The 20,288-nt window shown below is 72.5% G+C and carries 13 protein-coding genes and 1 pseudogene; 9 read left to right on the top strand and 5 right to left on the bottom strand.

The annotated features are described in order from the left end of the window. Nucleotides 1–38: 38 nt before the first annotated feature. From O7603_RS24385 to O7603_RS24370, 4 genes are all read left to right on the top strand, one after another. Nucleotides 39–1,367 (top strand): ABC transporter substrate-binding protein, encoded by a 1,329-nt coding sequence (locus O7603_RS24385; protein ID WP_281572106.1) that lies wholly within the window; start codon nt 39–41, stop codon nt 1,365–1,367. A 6-nt stretch (nt 1,368–1,373) separates the two neighbouring features. Then, nucleotides 1,374–2,339 carry a sugar ABC transporter permease gene (locus tag O7603_RS24380; RefSeq protein ID WP_281572105.1) on the top strand — a complete coding sequence of 322 codons (966 nt, stop codon included), beginning with the start codon at nt 1,374–1,376 and terminating at the stop codon, nt 2,337–2,339. 9 nt (nt 2,340–2,348) lie between these two features. Further along, entirely contained in the window at nt 2,349–3,206 is an 858-nt protein-coding gene (locus tag O7603_RS24375; RefSeq protein ID WP_281572104.1) for a carbohydrate ABC transporter permease, read from the top strand. A 128-nt stretch (nt 3,207–3,334) separates the two neighbouring features. Then, nucleotides 3,335–4,237, top strand: coding sequence for a glycoside hydrolase family 43 protein (locus O7603_RS24370; RefSeq protein WP_281576791.1), 903 nt, complete (start codon nt 3,335–3,337; stop codon nt 4,235–4,237). 137 nt (nt 4,238–4,374) lie between these two features. On the opposite strand, the gene O7603_RS24365 is transcribed toward O7603_RS24370, so the two are convergent. Next, nucleotides 4,375–5,868 carry an amino acid permease gene (locus O7603_RS24365; protein ID WP_348651089.1) on the bottom strand — a complete coding sequence of 498 codons (1,494 nt, stop codon included), beginning with the start codon at nt 5,866–5,868 and terminating at the stop codon, nt 4,375–4,377. A 300-nt stretch (nt 5,869–6,168) separates the two neighbouring features. Here O7603_RS24365 and O7603_RS24360 point away from each other — a divergent pair, with 300 nt between their 5' ends. Both O7603_RS24360 and O7603_RS24355 read left to right on the top strand, forming a co-directional pair. Next, nucleotides 6,169–7,824, top strand: a complete 1,656-nt coding sequence (locus O7603_RS24360; RefSeq protein WP_281572102.1) for a family 10 glycosylhydrolase — start codon at nt 6,169–6,171, stop codon at nt 7,822–7,824. Between the two features lie 185 nt (nt 7,825–8,009). Next, nucleotides 8,010–8,552: a phospholipase gene (locus tag O7603_RS24355; RefSeq protein WP_281572101.1), complete on the top strand. Its 543-nt coding sequence runs from the start codon at nt 8,010–8,012 to the stop codon at nt 8,550–8,552. A gap of 165 nt (nt 8,553–8,717) precedes the next feature. On the opposite strand, the pseudogene O7603_RS24350 reads toward O7603_RS24355, so the two are convergent. Together O7603_RS24350 and O7603_RS24345 are read right to left on the bottom strand one after the other, a co-directional pair. Continuing rightward, nucleotides 8,718–11,540, bottom strand: a pseudogene (locus O7603_RS24350) (adenylate/guanylate cyclase domain-containing protein); the annotation flags it as partial. 105 nt (nt 11,541–11,645) lie between these two features. After that, nucleotides 11,646–11,867 carry a zinc ribbon domain-containing protein gene (locus O7603_RS24345; RefSeq protein ID WP_281572099.1) on the bottom strand — a complete coding sequence of 74 codons (222 nt, stop codon included), beginning with the start codon at nt 11,865–11,867 and terminating at the stop codon, nt 11,646–11,648. A gap of 56 nt (nt 11,868–11,923) precedes the next feature. Between O7603_RS24345 and O7603_RS24340 the strand changes: the two genes are divergently transcribed. The 3 genes from O7603_RS24340 (at nt 11,924) to O7603_RS24330 (ending at nt 17,984) form a co-directional block, all read left to right on the top strand. Then, on the top strand, nt 11,924–13,522 hold the full coding sequence (locus O7603_RS24340) for a lytic transglycosylase domain-containing protein (protein ID WP_348651034.1): 1,599 nt from the start codon (nt 11,924–11,926) through the stop codon (nt 13,520–13,522). Between the two features lie 73 nt (nt 13,523–13,595). Then, on the top strand, nt 13,596–14,612 hold the full coding sequence (locus O7603_RS24335) for a GNAT family N-acetyltransferase (RefSeq protein ID WP_281576789.1): 1,017 nt from the start codon (nt 13,596–13,598) through the stop codon (nt 14,610–14,612). A gap of 96 nt (nt 14,613–14,708) precedes the next feature. Further along, entirely contained in the window at nt 14,709–17,984 is a 3,276-nt protein-coding gene (locus tag O7603_RS24330; RefSeq protein ID WP_281572098.1) for a lamin tail domain-containing protein, read from the top strand. Nucleotides 17,985–18,053: 69 nt separating this feature from the next. Here O7603_RS24330 and O7603_RS24325 read toward each other — a convergent pair whose 3' ends face one another. Next, a complete protein-coding gene (locus O7603_RS24325) occupies nt 18,054–18,512 on the bottom strand; it encodes a helix-turn-helix transcriptional regulator (RefSeq protein ID WP_281572097.1) in 459 nt (152 codons plus the stop codon). Between the two features lie 784 nt (nt 18,513–19,296). After that, entirely contained in the window at nt 19,297–20,280 is a 984-nt protein-coding gene (gene hemB, locus O7603_RS24320; RefSeq protein WP_281572096.1) for a porphobilinogen synthase, read from the bottom strand. Nucleotides 20,281–20,288: the final 8 nt, after the last annotated feature.

Below are 20,288 nucleotides of genomic sequence, written 5' to 3'. Positions count from 1 at the left end.
AGGCACACTTCAACCCGTCCCCCAAGGAGAGATACGGCATGATCCACAACGAAATGAGCCGGCGGCGGCTCCTCGGCCTCGGCCTCGGGCTCGGCGCCGCGGCCTCGCTGACCCTGGCCGGCTGTGGCGGTGGCAGCGACTCTTCCGGCCCGGCGGCCGGCAACGGTGGCAAGGACTACACCGGCCCGAAGGTGGACCTGAAGCTGTGGAACGGGTTCACCGGCGGTGACGGCGAGATCTTCAAGACGCTGGTGAACCAGTTCAACACCGAGCACCAGAACATCGCGGTGGCGGTCGCCACGTACCAGTGGGACGACTACTACAACAAGCTCCCCGGCGCGGCCTCCAGCGGCAACGGGCCGGACATCGCGGTCATGCACATGGACCAGCTCGCCACCTTCGCCGCCCGTGGCGTGATCACCGAGCTGGACGACGTGGCCAAGACGCTGGAGCTGACCGAGGGCGACTTCGCCCCGACGGTCTGGCAGGGCGGGCTCTACAACAACAAGCGGTACGGCATCCCGCTGGACATGCACCCGCTGGGCTTCTACTACAACAAGTCGGTCATGCAGAAGGCCGGGCTCGACCCGAACAAGCCGCCGACCACCCGGGACGACTTCACCGCCGCCCTCACCGAGCTGAAGAAGTCCGGTGTCCAGGGCTTCTGGGTCAGCCCGTTCCAGTTCACCGGCGGCATGTCCTTCTACTCGCTGGTCTACCAGTTCGGCGGCAGCCTCTTCGACGCCGAGGTCAACAAGGCCACCTTCAACGCCGACCCGGCGGTCGAGGCGTGCACCTGGCTGGTCGACATGATCAAGCAGGGTCACTCGCCGTCCAACGTCGGCCAGGACGCCGAGTACCTGGCGCTCAAGAGCGGCAAGAACGCCTTCACCTTCAACGGCATCTGGCAGATCAACGACCTGAAGAAGAGCCCGGACGTCCAGTGGGGCGTCGCGCCCCTGCCGCAGATCGGCAGCAAGCCGGCCGCCTGGGCGAACTCGCACAACTTCACGATCGTCAAGCAGCGGGCCAACAACGCCAACAAGGTCTCCGCGTCGAAGGTGTTCATCAACTGGCTCAGCCAGCACTCCCTCGACTGGGCCAAGGGCGGCCAGGTGCCGGCGCGCAAGAGCGTCCGGGAGAGCGCCGACTTCACGGCGCTGACCGAGGTCAGCGCGCTCGCCCCCGAGCTGGACTACGCGGCGTTCCCGCCGGCCACCCCGGGTCTCGGCGAGGTGCTCACCACCTTCTACAACTCCTTCAACGAGGCGGTGCTGGGCAAGAAGTCGCCCAAGCAGGCCCTCGACGACGGGGTGGCCAAGGCCAACAAGCAGCTCGAGGACAACCGCAAGAAGTACGGGAGCTGATTCTCCGTGGCGGACGTGATCGAGGTCGGGGCGGCGCGCGGTGACGCGCCGCCCCCGGCGGCCCGCGCCGCCCGCCGGCGCGCCTCGGCGAACCGGACCGGTCGGGCGACGCCGTATCTGTTCCTCGCCCCCTACCTGGTCCTGTTCGGGGTGTTCGGCCTGCTGCCGATCGTGCTCGGCCTCTGGCTCAGCGTGCACCAGTGGGACTTCGGGCTGCCGAACCGTCCCTTCGTCGGGCTGGACAACTACAAGGAACTCTTCTCCAGCGACTCGGCGATCTACGGTGACTGGTGGCAGAGCGTCCGGGCCACGGCGATCTTCACGGTCCTCTCGGTGCCGCTGCTGGTGGTGGTCCCGCTGGGGCTGGCGTTGCTGCTGAACCGCTCCTTCCCCGGCCGGACCTTCTTCCGGGCGGTCTACTTCGCGCCGTACGTGCTGGGCGTGGCGGTGATCGGCCTGCTCTGGCGGTTCCTGCTCGACGCGAACCTGGGCCTGGTCAATCGCCTGCTCTCCGTGGTGGGCCTGCCGGCGGACACGCCGTGGGTGACCGACGTGCCGTGGGCCTGGATCTCGCTGGTCGGGGTGACCGTCTGGTGGACCTCCGGCTTCAACGCGGTGATCTACCTGGCCGGTCTGCAGGACATCTCGCCGGAGCTGTACGAGGCGGCGAAGGTGGACGGCGCGAACGCCTGGGAGAGGTTCCGGAACGTGACGCTCCCCGGGCTGCGTCCGGTGCTGCTGTTCGTGATCACCACGACCGTGCTCGCGTCGGCGAACGTGTTCGGCCAGTCGTTCCTGATCACCCAGGGCGCGCCCGGCACCGAGACCCGCACGGTCGTGTGGTTCATCGTCGAGGAGGGGCTGCGGGACAACGACGCCGGGCGCTCGGCCGCGATGAGCATCGTCTTCGCGCTGATGCTGGCCGTGGTGAGCCTCGCCAACTTCCGCCTCTTCCGCTACCGGGAAGACTGAGGGGACGCCATGACGACGCCCACGCGCACCGCGCGCGGCCCGGCGGGCACGCTGCGCCGGATCCCGCTCTACGCCTCCCTGGTGCTCCTCGCCCTGATCTTCCTGACCCCGCTGGTGTGGATGGTCATCACCTCGCTGAAGACCTACGACGGCGCCCAGCGGATCCCGCCGACCTGGCTGCCCGATCCGCTCTCCGGATACGGCTACGAGCAGATCCTGACCAACTCGGCGAACCCCGTGCTGCGCTGGTTCCTCAACAGCATGCTCGCGGCCACGCTGCACTCGCTGCTGGTGCTGGCGACCGCCTCGATGGCCGCGTACGCCCTGGCCCGGATGCGGTTCCGCGGCCGTGGGGTGACGTTCGCGCTGATCGTCGGGACGCTCTTCATCCCGCCGACCTCGCTGATCATCCCGAACTTCCTGATCGTCGACTCGCTGAACTGGATCGACACCCTCACCGTGGTGGTGGTGCCGGGGGCGGCGAGCGCGTTCGGGGTGTTCTTCCTGCGGCAGTTCTTCCTCTCCCTGCCCAAGGAGCTGGAGGAGGCCGCGGTGCTGGACGGCGCCAACCAGTGGCAGATCTTCTACCGGGTGGTGCTGCCGCTCTCCCGGCCGGCGCTGGCCACTCTGGCGGTGCTGTCGTTCCTGACCAACTGGAACGACTTCCTCTGGCCGATCTTCGTGCTGTTCAGCCCGGAGAAGCTGACCCTGCCGCCCGGCCTGGGCCTGCTGCAGGGCGCCTACGTGACGGACTACCCGGTGATCATGGCGGGGGCGGTGCTGGCCAGCGTGCCGGTGCTCATCCTCTTCGTGCTCGCCCAGCGGCACATCATCCAGGGCGTCTCGCGCAGCGGCCTGAAGGGATGACGGCCGGCCGAGGCCGGCGACGCGGTGCGGCGGCGGCCATCGCCGTCGCCGCAACCGCCGCACTGCTCGTCGGCGGTTGCGGCGACGGCGACGAACCCACCCCCACGAGTACGGGAAGCGACGTGAGCATGTTCACCAACCCCGTCATCCGGACCGACGCCCCCGACCCGCAGGCGATCCAGGTCGCCGGCACCTGGTATCTGTTCCACACGAACGCCGGCGGCCGCAACGTGCCGGTGCACACCTCCCCCGACCTGATCGAGTGGACGGCGGCCGGCGACGCGCTGCCGGCGCTGCCGGCGTGGGCGGACGCCGGGAAGACCTGGGCCCCGGAGGCGATCCAGCTCGCGCCGGACCGGTTCGTGCTCTACTACACCGTCGCCGGCCGGGAATCGGGGCGGCAGTGCGTCGGTCGGGCGGTGGCGAGCGCGCCGCAGGGGCCGTACCGGGACGACTCGGCCGGGCCGCTGATCTGTCAGGCGGAGCTGGGCGGGGCGATCGACGCCAGCCCGTACCGGGACACCGACGGCAGACTGTGGCTGCTGTGGAAGAACGACGGCAACGCGATCGGCGTGGACACCTGGATCTGGTCGCAGCGCCTCTCCGAGGACGGCCTCGACCTGGTCGGCGAGCCCACGAAGCTGCTCAAGCAGACCGAGCCGTGGGAGGGCACCCTGATCGAGGGACCGTTCTTCCACCGTCAGGACGGCAGGCTCTATCTCTTCTTCGCGGCGAACGCGTACGACAAGGCCGAGTACGCCGAGGGGTACGCGGTCTGCGAGTCGCCGACCGGGCCGTGCGTGAAGGCTCCGGAGAACCCGATCCTGCGGAGCAACGAGGCGGCGTCCGGGCCGGGCCACGCCTCGATGGTGGTGAAGAGCGGCCGGACCTGGCTGCTCTACCACGCCTGGCCGCCCGGCCAGGAGGGCAGCGTCGACCCGGGCCGGCAGGCCTGGCTCGACGAGGTCGTCTGGACGGACGGCAAACCCACGGTCAAGGGACCAACGGCAAAGCCCCAACCCCGCCCCTAACCCGCCCCTCCCCGGCCCCCGGCCCCCGGCCCCCGGCTTCCCCTGCGGTGATCATGAGGTTCACGGCGGATTTGAAGGTCGAAAACGCCGCAGGCCTCATGATCACCGGGGGTGGACCGAGGCGGCGGGGTGGGGGTTCAGCTGGTGGGGGTGGGTTGGCGGGGGGTCGGGGCGGCGGCGCGGGCCAGGCGGTTCTTCCGGTAGCCGTAGCCGAAGTAGATCACCGCGCCGAGCAGCATCCAGGCGCCGAAGCGCAGCCAGGTCTCCACCGAGAGGTTGAGCATCAGGTAGAGGCAGGCCAGCGCGGAGACGATCGGCAGCACCGGCGAGAACGGCACCCGGAACGGCCGTTCCAGCTCGGGTCGGGTCCGGCGCAGGATCGGCACCGCGACCGAGACCAGCACGAACGCGCAGAGCGCGCCGATGCTGACCAGGTCGGCCAGCGCGGACAGCGGTAGCAGGCCGGCGAGCAGCGCGACCCCGACCGTCATGATCGCCGAGATCCGGTACGGGGTTCCCCAGCGCGGGTGCACCCGGGCGATCGACGGCGGGATCAGCCCGTCCCGGGCGATGGCGAAGCCGATCCGGCCCATGGCCACCAGGTCGACCAGGATGACGCTGGTCAGGCCTGCGATCGCGGCGATCGAGACGAGGATCGCCGCCCACCCGGCGCCGACCGACTCGAAGGCCGAGGCGATCGGGGCGCCCGCGTCGATGTCGGTGTACCGCACCATCCCGACCACGACGAGCGAGACGCCGACGTAGAGCACCGTCGAGATCAGCAGCGTGCCGAGCAGCCCCAGGGGCAGGTCGCGGTGCGGGTTGCGGGTCTCCTCGCCGAGGTTGGCCACGGCCTCGAACCCGGTGTACGCGAAGAAGACCACCGCGGCCGCGCTGAGCACCCCGACGAATCCGAACACCGAGGGTTCCAGGCCGAAGATGGCCTGGGTGACCGGCTGCCGGAGGCCACCTTCGCCGTCCGGCGCCGGTTCGGCCGGCGGGATGAACGGGGTGAGGTTCGCGGCCTTGACGAAGAACAGCCCGGCGACCACCACGAAGACGCAGATCGCCACCTTGACCAGCACCAACACGTTGGTCACCCGGGCCGACTCGCGGATGCCGACGATGCCGATCACGCCGAGGACCAGGACGATGGCGATCGCGCCGAGGTTGACCAGGCTGCCCTCCTCCCCGAACCACGTGGTGGGCAGGTCGAGCAGTTCGGCCAGGTAGCCGGACCAGCCGCGGGCCACCACCGCCGCGCCGAGCGCGAACTCCAGCAGCAGGTCCCAGCCGATGATCCAGGCGACGATCTCGCCCATCGTGGCGTACGCGTAGGTGTAGGCGCTCCCGGCGGTCGGCACGCTGGACGCCAGCTCGGCGTAGCAGAGCGCGGCGAGCAGGGCGACCACGCCGGCGATGGCGAACGAGATCACCACGCCCGGCCCGGCGCTGTCCCGGGCCTCGATGCCGGTCAGCGTGAAGATTCCGGTGCCGATCACGATGCCGATGCCGAATCCGGTGAGGTCGAGCCCGCCGAGCCGACGCTTCAGGCCGGGACGGCCGTCGACGCCGTCCGCCTCACCCTGGGCGAGGACGTCACTGATCGGTTTTGTGCGCAGCACGGACAACGCGGTCACTCCTCCCACCGTGCGACCACCGGCGTGGCGGTCCGTGACCGGCGTTGCTACCCCGTACGGATCAGCGCCAACCGCCATGCTTCAGGCCAACCGGGTCAGCCCACCGGGCGATCGGCGGCACTCCGGGCAGCGGGCGCGTGGCCGGACGGAACCGGACGGACGGACCGATCCTGGTCGAGGTCTTGCGCGGAGTGCGTCCGGTGTGAAAATTTCCTTCTAGCGGCAGATAGGCGGCGGCGAATCTTGCCGGCTCGGCCGCCACTCCCCGGAGCCCCAACGAAGGGACACCGCATGAAGGCATCTCGGCTCGCAGCCGCCGGACTGGCCGCGGCACTGCTCGGCGCGCTCCTCGCCGCCCCCGCAACCGCCGCGCCCAGCCCGGCGGACACCCCCACCACCGCTACCTGCGCCACCGACCCCGCCACCCCGAAGCGCCAGTTCCGGGCACTGTGGATCGCATCGGTGACGAACATCGACTGGCCCAGCAAGGCGTCGCAGACCGCCCCCGACCAGGTCGCCCAGCAGAAGGCCGAGTACCTCGCCTGGCTCGACCTCGCCGAGCGGCTGAACCACAACGCCGTGGTCGTCCAGGTCCGCCCGACGGCCGACGCGTTCTGGCCCTCGTCCCACGAGCCCTGGTCCGAGTACCTGACCGGGGTCCGCGGCAAGGACCCGGGCTGGGACCCGCTGGCGTTCCTGGTCGCGGAGTCACACAGGCGCAACCTGGAGTTCCACGCCTGGTTCAACCCGTACCGGATCTCCATGCCGGCCCCGGGCGGCGCCGGCGCCGACCTCAACCAGCTCGCCCCCGGCCACCCGGCCCGGCAGCACCCGGACTGGACCTTCGCCTACCCGCCGGCCGGGGTGGCCGGCAGCCGGCTCTACTACAACCCCGGCATCCCCGAGGTCCGCGAGTTCGTGCAGACCGCGATGATGGACGCGGTCCGGCGGTACGACATCGACGCCGTGCACTTCGACGACTACTTCTACCCGTACCCGAGCGGCACCCACCAGGTGCCGGACGACGCCACCTTCGCAGCGTACAACCGAGGCTTCACGGACAAGGCCGACTGGCGGCGGGACAACATCAACCTGCTGATCCAGGAGATGAACTCCAAGATCAAGGCGGTCAAGCCGTGGGTGAAGTTCGGCGTCAGCCCGTTCGGCATCTGGCGGAACGCCAGCGCCGACCCGCTGGGCTCGGACACCACCGGCAGCCAGTCGTACGACATCATCTCCGCCGACACCCGCAAGTGGGTCAAGGAGGAGTGGGTCGACTACATCGTCCCGCAGCTCTACTGGTACATCGGCCAGTACCCGGCCGCCGACTACGCGCGGCTCGTCCCGTGGTGGGCGGAGACCGTACGCGGCACCCGGGTGCAGCTCTACATCGGACAGGCCGACTACAAGAGCGGCGACCCGGCGTACGGCACGTTCTGGATGAACCCGCGCGAGCTGTCGGACCACCTGACCCTGAACCGGTCGTACCCGGAGGTCCAGGGCAACGTGCACTTCTCGGCCGTCCAAGTGCGGGCGAACCGGCTCGGCGCCACCGACATCTACGCGGCCGAGCACTACTCGCGCCCCGCGCTGGTACCGACCATGTCCCACCTGCCGGCGAAGCCACTGCTCTTCCCGGTGGTCACCCGGGCCGCCCGACAGGCGGACGGGGTCAAACTCAGCTGGCGCCAGCCGGCCGACGGGGTGGGCCCGTTCGGCACCGCCACGTCGTACGCGATCTACCGGTTCGACGGCATCCACCTGGCTGGCCGGTGCGACTTCGCGGACGCCGCCCACCTGGTGGACACCGTGCGCACCACCGCCGGCGGCGTCCAGTCCTGGGTGGACACCACGGCCGAGCCCGGCCAGCGGTACACCTACTACGTGACCTCGCTCGACCGGGTCGCCAATGAGAGCCCGGCGAGCCCGCCGGCCTTCGTCCGGTGACGCCGGCCTGACCCTCCACCGGATGCCCCGGGCGCCCCGCGCACCCGGGGCATCCGTCTGTTTGAACGTATGTCGCCAATAGTTGGCGCCGTGCACAGATCCGCGTCTGTCGATTGATCGACACTCATCGGCACCGGTAACCCGCCGGTAACCTGCCCCACCCGCTCACCCCCGCGGAGGTCACCGTGCCCAGACGCCTCGCCACCCTGTTCGCCTCGGGCGCGCTCGCGCTGCTCGTCGCCCTCGGACTCGCCTCCCCCGCCGCTGCCGCCGTCAGCCGCGAGCAGAAGCTCGCCGTGCTGTCCAGCTGGACCCAGACCAGCGCCACCAGCTACAACTCCTGGAACTCGGGCCGGCTCAACAAGGGCGCCTGGTCCGAGTACGCGTTCGACTGGTCGACCGACTACTGCTCGTCGAGCCCGGACAACCCGCTCGGGTTCAGCTTCGAACTCTCCTGCTACCGGCACGACTTCGGCTACCGCAACCACAAGGCGATGGGCGTGTTCTCCGCCAACAAGTCCCGCCTCGACAGCGCCTTCTACGAGGACCTCAAGCGGGTCTGCGCCACCTACAACTCCGTCGTCCGGCCGGCCTGTTACAGCCTGGCCTGGACCTACTACCAGGCAGTCAGCATCTTCGGCTCGGTCGCCGCGGTCGACCCGGCCGACATCGAGCGCGCCGCGAAGATGAAGGCCGACGCCGAGCGACGCGCCGGCCTGCGCGCCTGACCTCACGAGGGCCCGTGTCGCCGGGAGACCGGCGCGCGGGCCCTCCGCGTCGCCGCGCCCCGCCACGTCGGACGGCCGACGGTGGGGCCCTCAGGCGCGCTCGCTCTGCCCGGCCGGACGGCGCTCCGGCTCCGCCTGCCGCGGCGCCGGGTGGGCTCGCATCGTGCTGAAGCGGGTCGAGTCTTCGGCCAGATCGGGGTGCTCCACGTCGAGCGCGAGCCCCGCCGCCTCGTCCAGCCCCAGCTCGGCGCCCTCCCCGTACGCGTCGTCGAAGGCGACGTCCCCCAGCGCCCGGCGCAGGTCCGCCTGACGGTCGGCCCAGTAACCGCCGTAGATGCCCGGAGTGCACCGCAGGTTGGCGCGGGTCGCCTGCGCCGCACCGAAGAGCCGGGCGGCGGTGAGCGGGTCATCCCCGGCTGCGCAGCGCACCGCGATCGCGTTCAACGTGTCACAGGCCCGACCGTGGAAGCCGTGGCTCATCCGGGAGCGGAGCGCGACCAGCAGGTGCTCGTGCGCGGCTATCACGTCACCGCGGGCGAGCGCGACCATGCCGAGCAGCATGTCGACCGAGCGCCGACCCCGCTCGACCGGTCGGGCCGCCTCGACCGGCCGGGCCGCCCCGAGCAGCTCCGCCGCCTCGTCCAGCGCGCCCCGCCGCCACAGCAGCTCGGCCAGGCTGTAGACGGCGAGCAGCGCGTCGCCGAGCACATCCTGACTGTGCGCCCAGTCGATGACCTCCCGGCAGACCCGTTCGGCCTCGGCGAACTGTCCCATGTCGACCAGCGGAGCCGCCCGCCCGGCCAACACCCGGGCCAGCAGGCCGGAGTCACCCGCCTGCCGGGCCGCCGCCTCGGCCCGCTGCGAGTAGCGCAGCTCCTCGGCGAACTCACCGTCCGCACCGGCGTGCAGCGAGTGCATGTGGTACGCCGCCGCCAGCTCGGCCTCCGGAATCCGCTCGCCGGTCTCGGCGATCCGCCCGTACAGCCGGAACAGCCAGAGCCGCCCCTCCCGGGCCAGCCCCCGCTCCCGCCACCACTGGTCCAGGCCACCCGCCAGTCGCAGCCCCGCCGCCGCGCTGCCCCCGGTGGCGCACCAGCGCAGCGCCGCCCGCAGCTCACCGGCCAGCGGGTCGAGCGTGTAGAGGGAGAGCGTGACCGGCCGCCCGTCCGGGCCGAGGTGCGCCCGCTCCAGCGCGTGCGCCGACCAGGCCACGTGCCGGTCCCGGGCGGCCTGCTCCTCGCCGGCCTCGGCCAGCCGCCGCGCCGCGTACGCCCGGATCGGGTCGAGCATCCGGTAGGTGCTCCCCGCCGCGTTCGGCTCGGCCAGCACCATCGACTTGTCCACCAGCACCGACAACGGGTCCAACGGGTCGTCGCCGAGCAGCCACTCGACGGTCGCCAGGTCCACCGGGCCGGCGAAGACCGCCAGCCAGCGCAGCAGCCGGGCGGCGCGCGGCCCGAGGGTCCGGTACGACCACGTGACCGTGGCCTGCATGGTGAGGTGCCGCTCGGTGGCGGAGCGCTGCACCGCCCGGCTGGCCGGCGTGGGCGGGGAGGCGCCGGCCGCGGCGGCTACCAGGTCCACGGTGTCCTGCTGGTTGCCCATCCAGCCCCGGTCCGCCGGCGGCGGCTCCGGGTCGTCCCGGCCGGCGTCCAGGGTGCCCAGCACGTCGTCGAGGCGCTCCGCGAGCTGCCCCACCGACAGCACGCGCAACCGGGCGGCGGCCAACTCGATGGCGAGCGGGAGCCCGTCGAGGCGCTGCACCACCCGGCGCAGGTCGGCCGACTCGGCCGGGTCCGGCTGCCGGCCGCCACGGGCCGCCGCCGTCCGGTCCAGCAGCAGCGCCACGGCGTCGCTCTCCGCACCGTCGTCGCGCGGCTCGACCGAGAGCGGCGGGATGCGCCACACCACCTCGCCGGGCAGGCCGAACGACTCCCGGCTGGTCGCCAGCACCCGCACCCCGCGCCCGCCCGCGAGCAGCCGGGAGATCACCTCGGCCGACGCGGCCGGCTGCGCGTCGCAGGTGTCCAGCAGCACCAGCATCCGGCGGGCCGCCGCGAACTCGACCAGGGTGTCCACCATCGGCCGGCCCGGCTCCGGGCGCAGGCCGAGCACGGCCGCGATCTCGAACGCCACCAGCCCCGGGTCGGTCACCGCGGCGATGTCGACGAACCAGACCCCGTCCGGGTACGCCTCCACGACCCCCGAGGCCAACTCGACCGCGAGCCGGGTCTTGCCCGCGCCGCCGGCGCCGAGCACCGTGACCAGCCGGTGCCCCTCCACCAGCCGGCGCAGCTCGGCGCATTCGGCCTCGCGGCCGACGAACGAGGTGACCTGGGTCGGCAGGTTGTGCGCCACCGCGTCGGCGGTGCGCGGGCGCGGGAACTGCCGCTCCAGCCCCGGCGCGACCAGCTGGAAGAGCCGTTCCCGGTCGTCGAAGCCGCGCAGCCGGTGCAGGCCGAGGTCGAGCAGCGAGGCGCCGGCCGGCAGGGGCTCGGCGCGCCGCGCGGTGGACGCCGAACAGAGAATTTGTCCGCCGTGCGCGGCGGCCGCGATCCGGGCCGCGCGGTGCACCTCGGCGCTGGCGTACTCACCGTCGCGCGGCTCGGCATAGCCGGTGTGCAGGCCCATCCGCACCCGCGGCGCGGCCTCCGGGGTCGGCCACTCGTGGTTCGCGAGTGCCCGCTGAGCGGTGAGGCAGGCGGTCAGCGCCTCGGTGGCGTCGGCGAAGGCGAGGAAGAACGAGTCGCCCTCGGTCAGCAGCTCCGCGCCGCCGGTCCCGGCCAGCGTGCGGCGCAGCAGCCGGCGGTGCTCGCGCAGCACCGGGCGGTAGTCCGGACCCAGCAGTTGGGCCAGCCGGGTCGAGCCCTCGATGTCGGTGAACACAAAGGTCACCCAACCGGTCGGGAGCTGGATCCGTGCCGCCATGCGTCGAACCTCCGCCCGTGACGTCGGGTTCATGCTGCCTGAAGCCGAGCGGTCACACATCGTGAGAACGGCCGGCCGGGCTCGGACTCAAAGTGCCACTCGACCTCGCCCTGGGGCAAGGCCGGCCCGCCGCTCGGCGGGTTGCGCGACGACGCTCGGACGGCCTCAGCAGCCGCAGGCACCGCCGCAACAGCCGCCCCCGGCGGGCGCCGAGGCCCCGCCGGCGGCACCGGCCCCGCCCCGACCGGTGACCGCGACGGTGGACAGCAACTTGACCGTGTCGGCGTGACCCTGCGGACACGCGGCCGGCTCGCCGGCCTGCGCCATCGGGCGGTTGACCTCGAAGGTGTCGCCGCAGGCGCGGCAGCGGAACTCGTACCGGGGCATGGCACCAGGGTACGTCCGGGCCTGACGTGCGGCGGGGCATGGGTGATACTCGACGGGTGGTGGACGGCGAGGACAGACGAGCCCTTCGACCCCTACGACCGGCCGCGCCGCTCGACGGGCCGCTCGCCGAGTCCGGCGCTGCGCCCGATCCGGCGCCGCGCCAGGTTCCCCGTCCCCGCCGCCCCTGGTTGCGCTCCGAGGCCCCGGCCGAGGCCGGGGCCGACGCCGCCTCGGCCAGCGACGCGACGAGCGGCGGCGCAGCGACCGCCGGCGCAGCGACCGGCGACGCGGCCAGCGGCACAGCGGCCAGCGGCGCGGCGGTCGGTGCCGGGTCCGGCGACACGGCGAGCGCCGGCGCGACGGCCGGTGCCGGAGTCGACGACGCGGCCGCACCGGCCGATTCGGCCGCCGAGGCCGCGAACGCACCCGCACCCCTACCGTCAGAGGATGCGCCGTCGGCGAGCGAAGCCGCCGCCACCGAGGCCAGCGCCGGCGCAACCCCGGCGACCACGGACCGGGTGACCGACTCGCCAGCCGGCAGCGCGCCGACGGCCACCGAGGCCGCCGGCGCTCCGACGGCTGGCGACGCGGGCAGCGCCACCACGGCCACCGACACCACCGGCGCGACGTCGACGGGCACCGGCGGGCCCGCGGTCGGGACGGCCACCGTGGACGATGTCGGCGGCGCCGGGCGCACCCGCCGCCACCGGGTGCCGTTCGCGCACGCCGTACGGCTGCGCCCGCGGCAGGCCGCGGCCGGCGCGGCCCGGGCGACCCGGGCCTGGTCCCGGCGACCCAGCGGGCGGCTCACGCTGCCCGGCGTGTTCCTGCTCATCCTCGTCGCGGCCACCGCGACGGCCGGCGCGCTGGCGGTTCCGGCGACGATCCGGGCACCCCGCCCGAGCGCGATCGACGACGCCGCCGCACCGACCGCCCCACCGCCTGGCCCGGTGCCGACCGCGGTGCCCACGGGGCAGCCGTCCGGGTTCCCGACCGGGCTGCCGGGCTCGGCGCTGCCCACCTTCCCGCTGCCCACCGGCACGGTGCCCCCGACCGGGCCGATGACCGGCCTGGTGGGCGGGCGGCCGGCGGACGCGCTGGCCGGCTGGGCCCAGCAGGTCGGCGCGAAGGTCGGCATCTCGCCGGTCGCGATGCAGGCGTACGGCTACGCCGAGCTGGTGCTTGCCCAGACCAACCGCAGCTGCGCCCTGAGCTGGACCACGCTGGCCGCGATCGGGTTCGTCGAGTCGTCGCACGGCCAGGCCAACAGCGCCCGGCTGGGTCAGGACGGCAAGGCCAGCCCAGAGATCATCGGACTGCCGCTGGACGGGCGGGACGGGCGGATGCGGATCATCGACACGGACCGCGGCCAGCTCGACCGGGACACCACCTTCGACCGGGCGATCGGGCCGATGCAGTTCATCCCGACCACCTGGCAGGAGGTCGGGGTGGACGCCGACAACGACGGCCGTAAGGACCCGCACGACCTGGACGACGCCGCGCTCGCGGCCGGCAACTACCTCTGCCGGAACGGCCGCAACCTGAGCATCCCCGAGGACTGGTGGAACGCGATCCTGTCGTACAACGACGTGCGCCGTTACGCGCAGGACGTGTTCAATACGGCAAACCGCTACGGACAGGCCAGCCGTACGTGAAGTGATCGTCCGCATACATTTGGAGAACTGAACACTTCCCCCGGGCTGCTGTTGACGGCAAGCTAGACGGGTGATGGTGCGCGAGTGGGACCCCAGGACCGCGTCGTCCGCCGAGATCGCGTCGCTGCTGGACACGCTCAACGCGGTCCTGGCGGCCGATCTGCCGCAGGATCCGCCGTGGCGGGAGAGTTCCCTGCGGGAATACCTCACCGAGGTGATGCCGGGCGAACGGCGGATCTCCTGGGTGGCGCAGGAGGAGCCGGGGGCGAACGGGACGCCGGGCGCCGTCCTCGGCCAGGTCCATGTCCTGCTGCTCGGCGACATCGGCGTGCTCGAGGTGCTGGTGCACCCCTCCGCCCGGCGCAGCGGCCTCGGGCGTGACCTGGTCCGGGTCGCCGCCCGCCGGGTCTACCAGGAGGCCTTCTCCTCCATCGGCGTCGAGGTCGTCGGTGACACCCCCGCCGTGGCGTTCTACGAGTCGCTCGGGTTCACTCGGGAATATGTCGAGACCCGCAGCGTGCTCGACCTGTCCGCAGTGAACTGGGCCGAGCTGGCCGAGATGGCCACCGGTGTCGGCGCGGGTTACCACGTGGAGTTCCACCCGGGCGGTCCGCCGGACGAACTGATCGAGGCGTACGCGCGGGCCAAGGCCGAGGTGCGTGACGTCGACGACGGCGAGCTGCGCCCGAGTTCCTACGACCCGCAGCGGCTCCGGGACAGCCTGGACTGCCTGCACCGGCGGGGAATGAAGCCCTACATCGTGCTCGCCCTCCACGAGCAGAGCGGCGAGGTGGCCGGCCTGACCGAGGTGGTGGTGCCGGCGCAGCACCCGACGCGGGCCGACCAGTACGACACGATCGTGGCGCAGGATCACCGTGGCTACGGCATCGACCGTGCGATCAAGGCACGGATGCTGCTGGAGCTGCGTTCGGCCGAGCCCGCGCTGGCCGAGGTGCAGACCTGGAACGCCCAGGCCAACGAGGCGATGTTGAAGGTCAACGCCGAGCTGGGTTACCGTCCCGACCGCGAGTGGTGCGAATACAGCATCGACGTGGCCGACCTGGTGCACCACGTCGACGCGTCGCGCTGACCGGCTGTTCATGAAACGGTCCGGTAGGGGATGGACGCTGGTCACGGTGTGCACTTAACGTGCGTTAGTTCACCGTCCGCCCATCGTGGAGGCCTCATGCGCCCGCGCCGTACCCTCGCCGCGCTCGCGACCGCCGCCGCCGTAACCGCCACGGCCATCGGCGTCGCACCCACCGCGGCCAGCGCCGCGCCCACCGACCTGTTCATCTCCGAGTACGTCGAAGGCTCGTCGAACAACAAGGCCATCGAGCTGTTCAACGGCACCGGGTCCGCCATCGACCTGGCGGCCGGCGGCTATCAGCTCGCTCTCTTCTTCAACGGCTCCACCAGCGCGACCGCCTTCCCGCTCACCGGCACGGTCGCCGCCGGCGACGTGTTCGTGTTCGCATCCGCCTCGGCCGTGCCGGCGATCCTCGACCAGGCCGACCAGACCAGCGGCGCCGGGCTGTTCAACGGCGACGACGCGGTCGTGCTGCGCCGGGGCGACACCGTACTGGACTCGGTCGGCCAGGTCGGCGTCGACCCGGGTGCCGAGTGGGGCAGCGGCGTCACCAGCACCGCGGACAACACGCTGCGCCGGCTGGGCACGGTGAGCGCCGGTGACACCGACCCGTCCGACGCGTTCGACCCGGCCGCGCAGTGGGCCGGCTTCGCGACCGACACGTTCGACGGCCTCGGCGCGCACACCGTCGACGGCGGGGGGCCCGTCGACGCGCCCGCCACGTTGACCTGCGGCGCCGTCCTGGTCACCCCGGCCGGCACCGCGGCGACCCGGGAGGTCACCGCCACCGACCCCGACGACACGATCGTCGACCTGGCCGTCACCCGGGTCAGCCCGACGCCGACCGCCGGTTCGATCGTCCGCACCGCCGTCACCCCGGCCCCCGGGCTGGGCGGCACCGCCCGCGCCACGGTGAGCACCAGCGCCGACCTGGCCGCCGGGGCGTACACGGTCACGTTGACCGCCACCGACGCCGACGGCGGCACCGCGACCTGCACCCTGGCCGTGCAGGTGACGCGGGAACTGACGGTCGGCGAGGTACAGGGCCCCACCACCGACGGTGAGTCCGGCGCGGCCGACCGCTCGCCGCTCGCGCCGGCCAGCGGCAACGGCACCAGCAGCACCCTTTACGACGTCCGCGGCGTCATCACCCAGCTCACCCTGGCGCGTGACTCGTCGGGCCGCGACCAGCGGGGCTTCTTCCTCCAGAGCCGGCGCGGCGACACCGACGGGGATCCGGCCAGCTCGGACGGCATCTTCGTGTTCATGGGTTCGTTCACCTCACTGATCGGCGGCTACGTGCCGGCGGTGGGCGACGAGGTGGTGCTCCGGGCCCGGGTGTCCGAGTACTACAACATGACCCAGCTCTCCAGCGCCTCGCTGGTCAGCAAGCTGACCTCGGGTCTGGACGTGAACACCGAGGTCGAGGTGACCGACACGGTGCCACCGGTCGAGCTCGCCGCCGCCGGGCGCTTCTGGGAGCGGCACGAGGGGGCCCGGCTGCGGGTCCGTGCCGGTAGCGGCGCGGTGAGCGGACGGGACGTCTTCGCCTCCACGGCCGACGCGGAGGTCTGGGTCGTCGACCGGGACGACCCGCTGCTGGACCGCGCCGACCCGTACGCCCGCCGGGTGTTCCGCGACGCGCACCCGCTGGACAACGACCCGACCCGACGGTTCGACGACGGCAACGGGCAGCGGATCATGCTGGGCAGCATGGGCGTGAAGGCCACCAGCGGCGACAGCACGGCGCTGTTGCCGCCGGCCCACACCTTCGACACCCTCAGCCAGGACGCCGTCGGCGGGCTCTACTACTCGTTCGAGAAGTACGGCGTGCAGGTGGAGCGGGCCGAGTTCGCGGCCGGGGCCGACCCGTCGAAGAACAACCCGCCGAAGCCGGCTGACCGTTCCGAGGAGGTCGCGGTCGCGACCTACAACGTGGAGAACCTGTACGACTTCCGGGACGACCCGTTCGACGGCTGCGACTTCACCGGCAACCCGGGCTGCACCGGGGTCAGCCCGCCGTTCGACTACGTGCCGGCCAACGAGGCCGACTACCAGGAGCACCTCACCTCGCTCGCCGACCAGATCGTCACCGACCTGCACGCTCCGGACCTGATCCTGGTGCAGGAGGCCGAGGACCAGGACATCTGCGCGGTCTCCGGCGGGGCCCTGGCCTGCGGCGACACGAACGACGCCGACGGCGCGCCGGACACCATCCAGGAGTTGGCGCTCGCGGTGGCGGCAGCCGGCGGTCCGGCTTACGCGGCCGCGTACGACCGCACCGGCGCGGACGCCCGCGGCATCACCGCGGCGTTCCTCTACCGCACCGACCGGGTTCGGCTCGCCGCGGCGACCGCCGGCGACCCGGTGCTCGGCTCGGTGCCGACCGTGCAGTACCGGGCTGCCGGGCTGCCGGCGAACGCGGACGTGCAGAACCCGAAGGCGCTGAACGCGCTGCTCCCCTCCGACGTGGACACCTCGACGGGGCAGGACGGCGACAACGTCTTCACCCGGGCTCCCCAGGTCGGCAAGTTCAGCGTGGCCGCCGCGCCAGGCTCGGCCGAGCGGTTCACCCTCTGGGCGGTCAGCAACCACTACTCGTCCGGTCCGGACAGCCGGATCGGGCAGCGGCGGGAGCAGGCCGCGTACGGTGCGGCGATCACGACCGCCATCGAGGCCTCGGACGCGAACGCCCGGGTGGTCTACGGCGGCGACCTGAACGTCTTCCCCCGCCCGGACGACCCGATCGCCACCGCCGCGCAGCCGACCCCGTCCGACCAGTTGGCCCCGCTGTACGCGGCCGGGCTGCACAACCTCTGGGAGGACCTGGTCGCTGACGTGCCCTCGTCCGCCTACTCGTACAGCTTCGAGGGGCAGGCGCAGACGCTCGATCAGCTGTTCGTGAACGACGCTCTACACCGGGACCTGGTGCAGGTACGGGCGGCGCACATCAACGCCGACTGGCCGGCCGAGCACACCGGTGACGGTTCGCGCGGCTCCAGCGACCACGACCCGCAGGTGGCCCGGTTCCACTCCCGCGCCGCCCTGACCGTCGCCGACGCGTCGGTGACCGAGGGCGACAAGGGCGAGCGACAGCTCGCCTTCACCGCCACCGTGTCGCGGCCGCTGTCCCAGCCGGCCCTGATCTGCGCCGCCACGTACGGCACGACGGCGCAGGCCGGCTCGGACTACGACCCGTACGTGGGCTGCAAGGTGCTGGCCGCCGGCCAGACGTCTCTCACGTTCCCGGTGACGGTCAACGGTGACCGCAAGCGGGAGGGCGACGAGCGACTGACCCTGCTGGTCGCCGGCGTTCCCGGCCTGCGGCTGACCGACCCGCTCGCGACGGGCACCATCCGCAACGACGACTGACCCGACCCGCTCCACCCGACGGCCCGCCGGTCCATAGGGACTGGCGGGCCGTCGCCCGTTCCCGCTCAGTCAGTCATGCCGGCAGGCGCGTGGCGGCGGAGGAACACCCCGGTTCTGCGCCGCGCGCACCTCCCACTGGCTACGCCGCCGCATGGCGTCCCGGAGCGCCCGGTCGCGGTGGTACGTCTCCGGCGGGCGGGCCAGTCCGTAGAGGTCGGCCCACCACTCGCCCGGCTCGGGGTCGAGAATCGTGTCCAGGTGGGAGGGGTAGCGACGCTCCGCCCCGTCGCGGGTGTCCTCCCAGTCCCGCATCGGCTTCAGCACCCGGCCGAACTCGTCGACGACCGCCAGCCGGAATCCCGCGACCCCGATCACGCGGCGCATCAGCTTGATGCTCGGCGTCAGTCGACCCGCCTCGATCCGTCCGACCGTGGCGTGATGCACGCCCGCCCACCGGGCCAGCTCCCGCTGGCTCAGGTCAGCGCGCCGACGGACCGCCCGGACGATGCCGGCCGTGGGCCACGGCACGTCGAACGGCTTGGTCAGGAGGACCGGCGGGTCAGGCGCTGCGGATGCGGGTGCGGGTCCAGACGCGGGCGCGGGTGCTGATGCGGATGCGGAGAAGGCCTCGCTCATAGCGCCACCGTCCCGGCTGCCGACGCCGGCCGCAATGCCGCTCACCTCGACTGTGGACAACGCCCTCCACTTGTGGACAGCGCCACGACCGGTGGGCCGACGAGGCGCACCGATTTCGTCATCCTCAGTGACACCCCATGTGGACCCGGTCGAAAATGACGGACAGTAACGACTGCGGCCGGTCCTCCGCCCTTCGCCCGTCCGCACCACCACGTCCAAGCCTCTGACCAGCGCCTTTCCCTCAACCCGGCGAACAGCCTCCAACCCCCTCTCCCGCCCTTCGCTCTGCACCCCGATACGCACCGGTTGCCGAACGTGGCCGTCGCGTATGGGGGTGCAGAGCAAAGGGGGTGCGCAGGGGTGGGGCAGCCGGGGGGAGGTTTGGTCACTCTCCGCGATTCCGCGTCGTTCGATGCCTCGGCGTCATCGCCCGCAGGGAGACGGTCACGGCAGGGAGGCGGTCACGGCAGGGAGACGGCCAGGGCAGGGAGACGGCCACGGCAGCGAGACGGCCAGGGCAGGGAGAGGGCCAGAGCAGGGGCCGGCCAGCGCGCGGAGACAGGCATGGGGCCGGGCAGGGGCCAGAGCCGGCCGGAGCCAAGGGGCCGGCCGTGCCGATCATCGTGTCGGCGACCGCGTCGGGCCGCCCCGCAAGCCGGGCGTTGCTGGCCGGCGGTCAGTAGCTCTGGCGGAGGAGGCGCGCTGCCTCGACGGCCCAATAGGTGAGGATGATCTGCGCGCCGGCGCGCCGGATCGAGGTGAGCGTCTCCATCATGACCCGCTCGCGGTCGATCCAGCCGTTCGCGGCGGCCGCCTCGACCATCGCGTACTCGCCGGAGACCTGGTAGGCGGCGACCGGGACGTCCACCGCGGCCCGGACCGCGGCTACCACGTCGAGGTACGGCAGCGCCGGCTTCACCATCACCATGTCGGCGCCCTCGGCCACGTCGAGCGCCACCTCGCGGAGCGACTCCCGCAGGTTGGCCGGGTCCTGCTGGTAGGTGCGCCGGTCCCCCTCCAGGGCCGACTCCACAGCGTCGCGGAACGGGCCGTAAAACCCCGAGGCGTACTTCACGGCGTAGGCCAGCACGGCCACGTCCTGGTGCCCGGCGGCGTCGAGCGCCCGGCGTACCACGCCGACCTGGCCGTCCATCATCCCGGACGGCCCGACCACCCCGACCCCGGCGTCGGCCTGGGCCACCGCCATCTCGGCGTACGCCGCCAGGGTCGCGTCGTTGTTCACCTCACCGGCCGGGGTGAGCAGGCCGCAGTGCCCGTGCGAGGTGAACTCGTCCAGGCAGAGGTCGCTCATCACCACGGTGGCGTCGCCCACCTCGGCGACGACGTCCCGGATGGCCACGTTCAGGATGCCGTCCGGGTCGATCCCGCCCGAACCGACCGGGTCCCGCTCGGCGGGCACGCCGAAGAGCATGATCCCGCCGACCCCGGCCTGGACCGCCTCCACCGCGGCCTTGCGCAGGGAGTCCCGGGAGTGCTGGAGCACCCCCGGGAGCGAGGCGATCGCCCGGGGCTCGGTCAGCCCCTCCTTGACGAACATCGGCACGATCAGCTCGGCCGGGTCGACGCGGGTCTCGGAGACCAGCCGCCGCAGCGCCGGGGTGCGGCGCAGGCGGCGGGGCCGGATCTCGGGGTACGGCATGGCGTGTC

The organism is Micromonospora sp. WMMD812, from assembly GCF_027497215.1.
Lineage (GTDB): Bacteria > Actinomycetota > Actinomycetes > Mycobacteriales > Micromonosporaceae > Micromonospora.
This window is presented reverse-complemented; position numbering and strand designations above follow the sequence as displayed.

What these genes read in the sequence shown, in the direction of transcription:
- O7603_RS24335 (WP_281576789.1), top strand. Translation starts at nt 13,596, where the DNA reads ATGGTGCGCGAGTGGGACCCCAGGACCGCGTCGTCCGCCGAGATCGCG.
- O7603_RS24345 (WP_281572099.1), bottom strand. Translation starts at nt 11,867, where the DNA reads ATGCCCCGGTACGAGTTCCGCTGCCGCGCCTGCGGCGACACCTTCGAG.
- O7603_RS24330 (WP_281572098.1), top strand. Translation starts at nt 14,709, where the DNA reads ATGCGCCCGCGCCGTACCCTCGCCGCGCTCGCGACCGCCGCCGCCGTA.
- hemB (WP_281572096.1), bottom strand. Translation starts at nt 20,280, where the DNA reads ATGCCGTACCCCGAGATCCGGCCCCGCCGCCTGCGCCGCACCCCGGCG.
- O7603_RS24375 (WP_281572104.1), top strand. Translation starts at nt 2,349, where the DNA reads ATGACGACGCCCACGCGCACCGCGCGCGGCCCGGCGGGCACGCTGCGC.
- O7603_RS24385 (WP_281572106.1), top strand. Translation starts at nt 39, where the DNA reads ATGATCCACAACGAAATGAGCCGGCGGCGGCTCCTCGGCCTCGGCCTC.
- O7603_RS24370 (WP_281576791.1), top strand. Translation starts at nt 3,335, where the DNA reads ATGTTCACCAACCCCGTCATCCGGACCGACGCCCCCGACCCGCAGGCG.
- O7603_RS24360 (WP_281572102.1), top strand. Translation starts at nt 6,169, where the DNA reads ATGAAGGCATCTCGGCTCGCAGCCGCCGGACTGGCCGCGGCACTGCTC.